This window comes from Bradyrhizobium sp. CCBAU 51745, assembly GCF_028128715.1.
Classification (GTDB): domain Bacteria; phylum Pseudomonadota; class Alphaproteobacteria; order Rhizobiales; family Xanthobacteraceae; genus Bradyrhizobium; species Bradyrhizobium manausense.
This window is the reverse complement of record NZ_LBJP01000007.1, coordinates 277,241-289,982: the sequence shown is the minus strand read 5'-3', so window position 1 is coordinate 289,982 and position 12,742 is coordinate 277,241. Positions and strand designations below refer to the sequence as shown.

Sequence of the window (12,742 nt, the reverse complement as noted above, 5' to 3'; positions counted from 1 at the left end):
CGTCAGCCCCTGCCTTTAATCGCGCCTCGGACTGAACTTCCAGGTCATCGCCACCAGGCCCGCGGTGATCAGGCCGCTGACGATGCCGGCGGTCGGCAGCGTCAGCAGCAGCGCGGCGGTGGCGGCCCAGCCGATCGAGGAGAAGGCTTCGGCAAAGGTCGCAAGCCGCGACGAGGTCTGGCGGCGACGGAACTGGCTGCGCCGGGCCTGGACCCGGAACCAGAGCTGGATCGCGGTGGCGGAGGCCGCGCCGATGATGATCATGGTGGCCGTGATGGCCGCCTGGAATGGTGAAGCAAAAACCAGCGCGGCCACCAGCGGGCAGAAGATGATTGCGATCGCGATCAGCACCACTTCGATCTTGGCGCGGATGACGCTTGAGGGCGTCAGCGGCGCGGTCGCGACCAGGTCCGGCGCGTCCTCGCCCGAGATCGTCAGCCAGGCGAGCCCGCCGGCGAGCTGACCCGCGGCCATCACGATCACGGGCGTGATCAGCGTCAGCGCCGCGGAGCTGTCGCCAAAGCTACGCCAGAGCAACAGCGCCGGCGGCACCAGATAGAGCAGCTGCATCAGGGTCTGCGAGATCAGCCAGGGATCGCGACAGAGCAGCACGAACTCCTTGCGCCGCAGCGCCTGTTGCCGCGAGCCGCCGCGGAACGGACGTTCCTTCGCGCGCTTGCGGCCGGACGTGCCGTAAGCGGCAGCGTCGATTGCGGTGTCGGCGAAGCGGCCCGAGAAGATCGCCATCACGCATCCGAGCAACATCAGCCCCAGCGCGAGAAGCAGCAGCAGCGCCTTGACATCGCCCATGGTGGCTCGCGCCGGCCACCACCAGATACTGTCGATGTCGGGCGCGTGGGCGGCGAGGGCGCCTGAGGTCAGGATGGTGAAGCGCGACAGCGTGCCGTAGGAGACGATCGCCGCGACCTGGAGCGCGATCACGAAGCCCGCACCGATGATCGCAGCCAGGATCTGGGCGACGAAGCGCGTTCGCGCCGGACCGATCAGGCGGAACAGGAGAATCGTGACGGCGATCGCGATCGCCGCGGCCGAGAGGCCCATCGCGATGACCACGCCGAAGGCGGCAAGCCAGCGCACACCGCCACCGATCAACAGCACGTCGATGAACGGCGTCGAGAACAGCAGCGCCATCATCGTGACGGTGAGTGCGATTGCGGCGATGCGCACCGAGAACAGATTGGCGAGCGTTGCCGGCGAGGACATGATGAGATCGAGATCGGCGCGGGCGTAAAACACCCGCGTCACCGATTCGATCGCCTGCGAGACCATCAGGGTCCAGGCGAGGAAGATCGTCGCCGAGATCACGATCAGCGAGGATTTGTCGAGCGGCAATTGCAGATTGGCGAAGCGGCCGATCACCGCCCAGGCCGGGACATGCAGCAGTGCGGCGAAGAACAACAGCCCGATCATGGCGGCGCGGGCGCGCCGGCGCCGGCCACCGGTCATCATGGCGAACCATTCGCGCCAGGCGAGGCGGAGCTCGTGACGGGCAAACCAGGAGAGCGCGGTCGCCGAGCTCATGCCGCGTCCTGCAGCGTCACCAGGGCGATGAAGAGATCTTCGAGACTGGTGTCGGCATGGCCGTTCTGCTGGCGCAGCTCGGTCAGCGTGCCCTCCGCGACGAGACGGCCCGCGGCAATCACGCCGATGCGGTCGGCCATGCGCTCGGCGACCTCGAGAATATGCGTCGTCATGATCACGGTGCAGCCGGCCCGGACGCGCATCCCGAGCAGCCCCTTCACATTGCGGGCCGAGACGGCGTCGAGGCCCGTCAGCGGCTCGTCGAGAATGATGAGGCGGGGATCGTGCACCAGTGCGCCGGCAAGCGCCACCTTCTGGCGCATGCCCTTGGAGAAACCTTCGCAGCGCTCGTGCCGGTGCGGCTCAAGCCCGAGCGAGCTCACCAGCTCCTCGGCGACCGGTTTCGACGCTGAAGGCGCAATGCCCCAGAGGCCGGCGACGAATTCGAGGTACTCAAGCGGTGTGAGCTTGTCATAGATCATCGGCTCGTCCGAGACCCATGCCATCACCTGCTTGGCCGCGACGGGATTCGCGAGCGCATCAATGCCGAAGATCGAAACGCCGCCCTCATCGGGCCTGAGCAGGCCCGCGACCATGCGCAACGTGGTGGTCTTGCCGGCACCGTTAGGGCCGACCAGCGCATAGAATTCGCCGGCATGAATGGTGAGATCGAGGTTGTCGACCGCCAAGCGGTCAAAACGCTTCGTTAACCCTCGGACTTCGAGCGCCGAGCTGTCCGGCTTCATGACGGCCACACCAACAGGTTTTGCATCGGTCGCGACCATGACCCGAACATGTTTCGGCCTCCTGAATCGCGCTGCCGCAAATGCGGTCACTTGCGAGGTCATCTGCAAATGGGAGCGCGGCAGCGATCCGTAAAGAGGGCCTACCGGATCCCGCAGGATCGCTGCACCTTCCTCGGTCACCTTGAGCGGGCAGGCCTTGGATGTAGTTACCGGACTGCGAGCTGGATCAATGTGCCTCGGTCGAGACGTGCTGGCTGTCGACGCCCGCGAGCCGCACGGGCTCGCCGACATATCTCAGCACGGCGGACTGATAGAGCACGAACAGCGGCTGATAGTTGCGCGCGTCGTCATCCTCGACCATCGCCATGCGGCGGTTGTCCAGCATCAGCCAGTGGCCGTCGAGCCTTGCGGAGGCAATGGCATGGCCTTCGCCGCTCCTGATATCGCGCACCACGACGAGGCGGAGGTCCTCGGCGGCGACGCCGGCAAGCCGCAACGCGGCCAGCTTGGCGATGGCGTAATCCTCGCAATCGCCGGCGCCGCGCTGGAAGGTCTCCAGCGGCGAGCTCCAGATATCTTCGGCGCCGTCACTCTCGGCGTGGATGGCGAGGTTGATGGCGCGGTTGGTCTCGCCGAGCCGCGCGCGGCCGTCGCGGGTGCGGGCTTCGTCGACGATGGCGAGCAGCTTCAGCGCCGCGGGCGAAGCGCAATTGTCGCGATCGCCGTCGCACAGCACCAGCTGCACCATGTCGTCGTCGAGCTTCTCCTTCAGTCCAAGCCATTTCTGCCGCATGCCTCCGCTCGAAATGGCGAAGGCGAACACGCCGAACGGCTCGGCTGATTTGCGTATGAGCGCGCCCGCGCCCGGCGACAGCAAATTGGCTGCGCGAAGATCGGCGGCCGATCCGAGCAGGATCAATCCGCACAGCATAAGGATAGCGCGCCAGGCGCGCGAGCGAGCAGCGGTCTTCATCTGACATCCCTGTCCGGCTTCGACGGGTCCCTCTTGACCTGGACGCGCCGGGCTTTGTTGCTTTCGCGAAGATGGTGCGAGACGGGGCGTTTTGTTCTGCTTAACGCGCGCGGCAGGGGGCCGACTGGCGGGGAGCACGCTCAACCGCTCCTTCCCGGACTCCGTAAAATCTTACAGGCCCGGGCAACGAGAGACGCCGCCGCGAAATCAACAGGAGTGCAGTCGGAAGTTGCGGGAAGCGATTCTCTGCTTCCATGGCTAATGACCAGCTATTTTACGGGTTCTGTTAGTTAGGTCACAGATTTAGCTCCGTATTTGCCACAGTATGGCCCGGGGTGCCGCGAAGAAAAGATGACATAAGTATCCGATGTATGGTTAATACCATCGAATACGTAATCTAGTGGAAGATGGACTTGGGCGTGCGACGATTTACTCGAAATCTCTGTAAGTCTTACTTCATTTTATCTTTGGATGTCGCCGTAGGCATAGGCCTCCGCCGCCAAGTGACACGAAACCACACAAGCAATAGATGGTTTCGCTAAGGACTTGGTAATGCTATGCAAGCTTAAGCGGTCGATACTTACTTAGATTTTAACCCTTTTCATGGTGCCCGGTTGAATTACGCTGGCAAATTTGGCGCCGGGCTCACCTTGGATGGCCAGGGTTCCCGTTCGTCCGCCGATAGCCATGTTGAATCCTTTACCGCCACGGCGCATGGCCACGTGCCTGACGGCGCGGTGGTCATTGCCGACCCCAATCTGATCTTCCATGGCGAGTTCAAACGCACCGGCAGTGATCTCGTGCTCTCGCACGACGGTCACGACTTCGTCGTTCACGACTATTTCAGGGGCGACAAGCGCGCGGCGATCGCCTCGCCCGACGGCGCCCATCTTACCGGCGACATCGTCAGCGCGCTCACCGGCTACGTTCAGGTCGCGCAGGCTGCGCCCGGCGCCGCCGCGGCGCAGGTCATCGGTCACGTCACCAAGCTGACCGGCAGTGCGACCGTGGTCCGCAACGGCGTCTCGGTCATCCTCAACAATGGCGATAACGTCGAGAAGGGCGACGTGGTCTCGACCGGCTCGGACTCGACGCTCGGCATCACCTTCATCGACGGCACCGTGTTCGGCCTGTCCGCCAACGCGCGGATGGTGCTGAACGAGATGGTCTACGACCCCAACGGGTCGAACAATTCCTCGCTGCTCAGCCTGGTCGCGGGCACCATCACCTTCGTCGCCGGCGAGACCGCCAAGCACGGCGACATGAAGGTCGACACGCCGGTCGCCACCATGGGCATTCGCGGCACGGCGGTGCTGACCGAGATCGCGTTCGTCGTGCCCTCAGGTGGCGGCGACCCGCAGCCGCAGGCGAACTTCCAGGTGCTGGTCGAGCCGAACGGCACCACCGGCTCCTACATCCTGTTCGACAAGCAGACGCTGCTGCCGATCGCGACGGTCAACCAGGCCGGCCAGATGATCCAGATCAGCGGCGGCAACGTCTCGGTCACCAATGCACTGCTGTCGCCGGACGTGCAGAAGCTGATCAACGACGTGTTCACGCTGAAGTTCACCGACAACAACACCAACACCAAGCTCACCAACAACTCCACCGACAGCATCACCCAGACCGGCGACATCGTCCTGATCAAGAACCCGGACGGCACCACCGCACAGGCGATCTTCACCAACACCGTCGCCGGCGGTGCCGGCAGTCCTGCGCCGGGTGGGTCCGACAAGGGGGGTGTCGATCGAATTCCAGGCGCGCCGTTCGCAAGCGTCCTCGATGCCAACGGCAATGTGGTGACTGCGTTCGCCCTGACCGAGCACGCGAAGGCGACCGGCGACCACGGCGACGCCACCGGCGATGCCGTACCTCCCGATATCATCATCTTCAGGGTCAACTTCGTCGACCAAAACCTGGGCGACCGGCCGACGGTGTCGGTGGACCTCGATGCATCAAAATACACCTATACGGATTCCGGCCATCACGACGTCACTCCCTCGCTCACTGCTCTCCAGAAGCAGGATATTGCGGCGACGCAGGTCAAGATCGATGTTGTCGCCGATGGCGGCAACAACAACAACGGAACCGCGGTTGCAACCTACACGATCCCCGACCACGCGTTCGACTTCCTCGCCGACGGCGAAACGCTGACGCTGACTTACGTTGTCCACGTCAATAACAATTTCGCGGTCAACCCTGAAACCAAGGACATCCCGATCACCATCACGATCACCGGCACCAACGACAGGCCGGTGATCACGACCAGCGTGCCGACCATCACCTTCTCCGGCGGCACCAGCGTGCCGGGCGGGCCGCTCACCACCAACGTTCCGACCGCTGGCACCCTCACCTTCAAGGATGTCGACCTCACGGACACCCACACCGTGTCCGTGGCGCTGACCAGCGCGAGCCTGCCGGACGGCACCACCGTGCCTCCCGGCCCGCTCGCCGCGTTCCAGAAGGCCATGTCGGTTGCGATCGGGACCGGCTTGGATTCAACCGGCACCGGCACCGGGACCATCAACTGGTCGCTGGCCGATCTGCCCGTCTATCTCGCCGACTTCATTCCGAAGGGCGAAGTGCTGACGCTGGTCTACACCGTCACGGTCGCCGACGAGCACAATGCGACCTCGCAACAGACCATCACCGTCACGCTCACGGGCACCGACGCCCCGGCGGTGGTTTGGATCGGGACGAACCAGCCCTCGGGTGGTTTCTGGAAGGACGCTGCGAACTGGGAAACCGGCACGGTTCCGACCAGCAAGGATGACGTCATCATCATCACCGATCAGCTGCATGGGCTGACGCCGTCCTATCCCGTCACGATCGACGCTGCCGCGTACGGCAAGTCGCTGACGATGGATGATTACGACACAACGGTGCACCACACGGCGCCGGAGGTCATCAATCACAGCACGTTGACGCTCGGGGGCAAGCTCACGCTCAATGCCGATGCGAAGTTCACCAATGCGGCTGACGGCACCGTTCTTGTCGGCGGCGCGATCGATGTCGAGACGATCACCAGGACGAACGGCGACGTCGTCGCCAGTACCGCCAAGATTACCAACGCGGGCCAGCTCACGCTCGCGGCAGGCGGCAAGATCGACACGCTGACCACCATCACCAATTCCGGCACAATCGAATTGTCGGGCGGCACGCTCACGCTGGACACCGGCATCGCCAATGCCGGCGGTACCGTGCAGGTCGATTCCGTCGCGACGCTGGTCGCCGACGCCGTGACGATCGACGGCGGCACCCTCGCCATTCTCGGCACGCTGGAGCTCGACGGCACCAACCTGATCGAGAACGGCACGCTGAACAATTCCGGCGCGGTCCACGTCAAGGGTGCGGTCGAGTTTGCGAACGAGACCGTCGGCAATTTGTCCCTCGGCACGATCGAAGTCTTTGCGGGTGCTGTGCTGACGATCGACAAAGGCTCGATCGTCAACAACGCCGGCAACGTCAGCGTCGACGCCCATGCGGAGATGTTCCTGAACGACGCCACGATCAGCGGCGGCGTCGTATCGATCGAGGCGGGCTCGACGCTCGATCTTTCTACCGCGACGATCGACGGCGGCACGCTGACGCTTGCCGGTACGCTGGAATCGACCGGTGCGAGCGCCATCAGCAATGCCGACATCACCAACACCGGCACGATATCAGTCACCAGCGGCACGCTGACGATCGACCCCGTCGTCATCCATACGCTCACCAACAGCAAGCTGCTCCAGGCCAACGGCGGCGAGCTCGACGTCATCGGCGAGGCCATTGTCAACACTGCTGATATCAAGGCGATCAATAGCGGCATTCTGAAGCTGTCGAGCCTCAACGTGACCAACAATAGTGGCGCGGTCACCGTTGACGGCACCTCGAAGCTCTATCTGACGGTGGCTTCGATCAACGGCGGCAGCCTCAACAATTCCGGCCATCTCTACGGCGTCTCCGGCTTCAACACGATTTCGGCCGGCATCACCAACACCGGCACGATCGAGGTGCAGGCGGGGACACTGAACCTCTCCGGCGGCCTCGCGGGCGCCGGCTCGCTGGTCATCGACGATGGCGCAACGCTGGAGCTCGCCGGCGCGACGGCGCAGACCGTGACCTTCGCCGGCGGCGCCGATACGCTTCAGCTCGACAAGGTCGTCGGCCAGAGCTTTACCGGCACCATCACCGGCCAGTCCTCGACCGGCGGCACGTTCACGGTCACCGGCGCGGCCGACATCACGACCTCGAGCGGTGATGCGCTGGATTTCACTGCATCCGGCGGCATGGCCGGCGCACCAGGCAACGTCGTGCTCACGCCCACCGGCACGCTGAAGGGCGCGGCGAATGGCGTCGTCGTCACCCAGAATGGTGCCGGCAACATCTCGCTGACCGCGACAGGTGACATCACCGGGCTCGCCGGCAACGGCATCGCGCTGACCGACAGCGCGACGGGTTCGGGCAACATCACGATCGACAATCTCACCGGCAAGGCGACGGGCACCGGGGCGGATTCGGAAGGCATTCTGGTCGAGAATCTGAATGCCGCCAACGCCGGCGACATCTCGATCACCCAGCTTGGCGGCGCGGCCGGCGGTGCCTACGGCATCGATGCAACGACCCACGGCGACGGCGACGTCACCATCGATGCCGGCGGCAACGTGACGGGTAGCTCGATTTATGCCATCCGGGCGCGCAGTTACGGCGTCGGTGACATCAAGGTCACGACCGAGTCGGGTAGCGTCTTGACCTCGGACAGCTCCGGAATCGTCGCCGTCAATCGGGCGATCTCGCTCGATGCGTCCGAGGACAGCACGATCACCGTCAATGCGCATGGCACGATCAACTCCGGCAGCAGCCTGAACCAGAGCGGCAATACGCCAGCCGGCATCCAGGCCGGCTACACCGGTGCGACCACCGGTTCGGTGGCCAACACGGATGTAAACGGCAGCGTCGTCGTCAACAACTATGCCGATATCACTTCTGGCGGCTATGGCATCCACGCCTACAACTACGGCAATGGTGATGTCACGGTGAATGATGGCGCCGGCACCACCGTGACCGGCGCGGTGGCGGGCATCAAGGCATCGGCGGTCAGCGGCGGCACGGGCGACGTGATCGTCAACATCGGTGCCAATGCTCATGTCGAGGCAACGTCAGGCTACGGCATCGATGCCTACAGCCTCAACGCCGGTGACATCAGCGTCGTGATGTCACATGGCGACGTCCTCAAGTCGGGCAGTGTCGGTATTGACGCCGTCAACGAGGCGACCGCGATCGGCAGCGACGTGCACAGCACGATCTTCGTCAGCGCCCACGGAACGATCCACTCCGGCGTGATCAACACCAAGAGCAACCATGCACCGGCCGGCATCATGGCCGGATACACCGGCGGTGGCAGCAATTTCGACGGTGCGGTCCATGGTGACGTCACGGTCCAGAGCGATGCCACGATCATCACTGATGCGGGCTCGGGCATTGCGGCTTTCACGCAAGGCGTTGGCACGGTCACTGTGACGACGGGCGAGGATTCCTCGATCACGGCCGCAGGCACCGCGATCAACGTGTTCGATCTCGGCGGGGGCGACATCAATGTCACCAATGGAGGCTCCGCCACCGGTGCAGCCGGCCTCACGGCTTTCGGCAATGGCGCCGCCAACATCACCATAACTAATGACGGCCACATCACCGGCACGAGTGGCGTCGGAATCGGCGTAACGCAGGCGTTCAACGCGACGGGCCAGGTTCACATCACCAACGATGCGGACGGCCACGTCACCGGCGCGGACGGCTTTGCGGCGATTTCGGTGCATGCGGGCAGTTCGGCCTCGGTTCTGATCGACAATTCCGGAACGATCGGGCTCGACGATGCCGGATCCGTGACGTCGACGACCTCGGCGATCGTCGAGACCGGCGGTCCCGTCACCATCAACAACAGCGGGCACATCAACGGCAACATCTCGGTCGCCAGCGCCACGTTCGACAACAAGGCGGCTGGCACCTGGACGGTTTCAGGTACGAGCGTGTTCGGTACGCTGTCCAAGATCGACAATGCCGGCGAAATCGATCTCCATGACGGCGCCTCGGTCTCGAGTGCAGACGGGGTGAGCTTCGGCATCACCAACTCCGGCAAGATCGAGAGCTGGGGGACCACCTCGATCACCGGCAGCATCACCAACACCAACACGATCGAGATCCATACCGACGGCACCCTGTCGCTGTTCGGTTCGCTGTCCGGCTCCGGCTCGGTCACGATCGATGCCAATGCGACGCTCGATGTCGACGCCGCGGTGTCGCAGACGATCACCTTCAACGGCGGCGGCGCCGAGCTCCAGATCGACACGTCCAGCTTCGGCGGGTCGGTTGCAGGCTTTGCGTCGACCGACAAGCTCGACCTGTCGACCATCGAGTTCGACGGCGGTACCTCCGCGACCTACGATTCCGCGACCGGCGATCTCGTCGTCAGCGATGCCTACGGCCACAGCATCACGGTGAAGCTCACCGGAGGGGACTACAGCAACGCGCATTTTGCCGGTAGCAGCGACGGCCATGGCGGCACGCTGATCACGCTCAACGCCGCCGACGACGTGCCGGCGTTCAATGCCGCCGAGACGTCGCCGAGCGTCAGCTTCGCCGAGCTTGACAACAAAACCGGCGACGCCACGATGGATCCGGCGTCGGGCGGCACCGGCACCATCGATTTCACCGACATCGATCTGACCGAGCGGCCGACGGCGAAGATCACCCATCAAGACGTGACCTGGCTTGCCGCCGATCACACCACGGCTCTGACCCTGACGCCGGACGAGATCTCCGCGCTCGAACACGCGCTGACGCTGCAGCAGACCGGCAACAAGAACAACGGCACCGTCGGCTGGAGCTACTCGATCGCCGACAGCGCGCTGGATTTCCTCGGGCAGGGCCAGACCGCGACGGTGGTCTCCACCATCACGCTCGACGACGGCCACAAGTCCGACACGGCCGAGGTCACCGTCACGATATCGGGCGCGAACGATGCGCCGGCCCTCGCCGATCTCGACATCGGCACGCTCGCCGATACGGGCGTCACCGACAGCTTCGCCGATCTCACCGGCAAGCTGGCCGGCACCGATGCCGACACCGGCGAGACGGCGACGCTGAGCTACGCCTTGCTCGATGCCGAGCACAACGCGACGACGACAGTGGCGGGACAGTACGGTTCGCTGACGGTCGATTCCAGCGGCAACTACGACTACGTGCCCGACTCTGCGGCAATCAACGCGTTGCAGGCAGGCGCCTATGTCGACACGTTCACGGTCCAAACCACGGACGCGCATGGCGCGCACGGCACCGCGACGCTGACGGTGAACGTTAACGGCGCCAACGATGCCCCGACGCTCGACGGCACGACGCTGGATTCCGTCGCTGCCGACAACACCAATCCGACCGGCAGCGCCGTCAGCGACCTCTTCGCGGGCAAGTTCCACGACGTCGATACCGGCGCGAGCTTCAAGGCGATCGCGGTCAGCGCCGACAACGCCACGTCGGACCAGGGCAGCTGGCAATACGAGATCGCCGGCACCGACCAGTGGGTCGATATTTCCGGCGTCAGCAATACCAATGCGCTGGTGCTCAGCACTGATACGCTGATCCGCTTCGTTCCGAATGAAAGTTTCAGCGGCACGCCCGGCACGCTCGATGTCCACGCGATCGACAACACCTATACTGGCGCGGTCAGTGCCAGCTCCCCGGTCTCGATCGACATCTCCGGCGCCGGCCACGGCGGCACGACGCCGGTGTCGGACCAGGCTGCCTCGATAGGCACGGAAGTGACGGCGCCGGCGGAGGTTGAAATGGCCGTCGCTCCGGTCCTGTCGCTTGGGCCGAATACGAGCATCTATCCCACGGATGGCTCGGCGCTTCTGACCCCGCTGTCGCTGCATGCCGGTGACATCGTCAGTGTTGATTGGAATTTCACCACTGATGACTATCTGCCGTACAACGACTTTGCCTTCGCAAGCGTAAATGGCGCCGCGTTCCTGTTATCGGACATCGAGGCGACCGGAAGCTATGGCTCGACCGGCTGGCACACATTTACCTATAAGATTCAGACCGACGGCACCTACGCCTTTGGCGCAGGTGTGATGAACGAGAAGGACTATGCAGTTACGTCCTTCCTGGTCGTCGACAATATCCGGGTGAACGGCGAGGTCCTGCAGAGCTTCGAGAATGGCTTCGGCGACACCCGCGTCACCGGTCAGGTCGCCATCGTCTCGACGGCGCACAGCGATGTCAACGGCTCCCAAATTGTCCCGACTGACGGAAACTTTGAAGCGTTTTTGAGCTCATATCCCACGTACACGGCTTCGATCGAGGACTTCCTGGGGCTTAGTTCCGGCGAGTTGTCCAATATTGCCAAATCGGAAGGGCCTGAGCACACCCCAATCAACGTTCCGATCACGGTCACCATCCCGACCGGCGCGCACCCCGACGACACCTACGTGACGATCGCAGGTGCGCCCGTCGGTTCGGAATTCAACTACGGAACCTACGACGCCAGCAACAACACTTGGCACATCGAGGCCACCGATCTCGGTGGCAACCTCACGCTGACGACGCCGGTCGGCTATGCCGGCAGCTTTAACATCACGGTGACCGCAACGAGCGTCGTCGACAGCAGCCATACCTCCGCGACGACCTTGCCTCAGACTCACGCCGTCACGATCGATCCGCTCGCTGGTCCCGAAATCGATACGACCCATTTCACTGTGTCGGAAAATCCGGACGGCACGACGTCCGTGCTTGGTTTGGCAATCACCGACGAAGATCCCGCGGCACCGTCAGAAGCATTTGCGCTCAGCGCCACGACTCAAGCAGAGGGATCAAGCGTTTCTCCGGCAACGGGGGCCGGCAATCTAAACGACATCAATTCCCTCTTGGCGAGCGGTGTCACCTACGCTCCGGGAGAGGACAAGCCGGCGACGGACATGGTCACGTTCAAGGTCACCGACAATTTCGGCGCCAGCGACTCCGTCAACTTCATCTTCAATGAGGGCGGCTCGGGACCGGTCTCGCTGGTCGGCACCAGCGGCAAGGACGTGTTGTTCGCGAGCGGGCAAAGCGACACGTTGGACGGCAAAGGCGGGCAGGACCAGTTTGTGTTCGCGCCAAAATCCTTTTCGGATACGGTCCAGCACACGGTCTACGAATTCGACACCACGCTCGACAAGATCGACGTACGCCAGTTCGACATCATCAACTCGTTCGGCGATATCACCCTCACCCAGCAGAATGCCGATACGCTGGTCCGGCTGGACGATCACGAGACGATCCTGTTGAAGAATGTCGTTGTCAACAACCTGCATGCCAGCGACTTCATCGTCACCAATCACTCCGTCGGTGGCTCCGTGTAACGAGGCTGGTCGCGGCCAAAAAGACCGTATCGTCCGCCGATGGGGCATGGCAATTTGCAGGCCTTCGCTGCATGATCGGTCCAACGGAGGCGGCGCGCGGCAGG

The 12,742-nt window shown here is 63.6% G+C and carries 4 protein-coding genes; 1 reads left to right on the top strand and 3 read right to left on the bottom strand.

The genetic code is table 11. From position 1 onward, the window contains the following. Window positions 1-15: 15 nt before the first annotated feature. The 3 genes from XH98_RS08625 to XH98_RS08615 form a co-directional block, all read right to left on the bottom strand. Window positions 16-1,542 carry a permease gene (locus tag XH98_RS08625; protein ID WP_271618362.1) on the bottom strand — a complete coding sequence of 509 codons (1,527 nt, stop codon included), beginning with the start codon at window positions 1,540-1,542 and terminating at the stop codon, window positions 16-18. Then, the gene (locus XH98_RS08620) at window positions 1,539-2,288 is read right to left on the bottom strand and encodes an ABC transporter ATP-binding protein (RefSeq protein ID WP_271599188.1); all 750 of its coding nucleotides are present in this window, start codon (window positions 2,286-2,288) and stop codon (window positions 1,539-1,541) included. Before XH98_RS08620 ends, XH98_RS08625 begins: the two co-directional genes overlap by 4 nt. A gap of 226 nt (window positions 2,289-2,514) precedes the next feature. Beyond that, window positions 2,515-3,261: a transglutaminase-like cysteine peptidase gene (locus tag XH98_RS08615; protein WP_271618361.1), complete on the bottom strand. Its 747-nt coding sequence runs from the start codon at window positions 3,259-3,261 to the stop codon at window positions 2,515-2,517. Window positions 3,262-3,875: 614 nt separating this feature from the next. Between XH98_RS08615 and XH98_RS08610 the strand changes: the two genes are divergently transcribed. Next, window positions 3,876-12,638, top strand: a complete 8,763-nt coding sequence (locus XH98_RS08610) for a VCBS domain-containing protein (RefSeq protein ID WP_442868559.1) — start codon at window positions 3,876-3,878, stop codon at window positions 12,636-12,638. Window positions 12,639-12,742 lie beyond the last annotated feature (104 nt).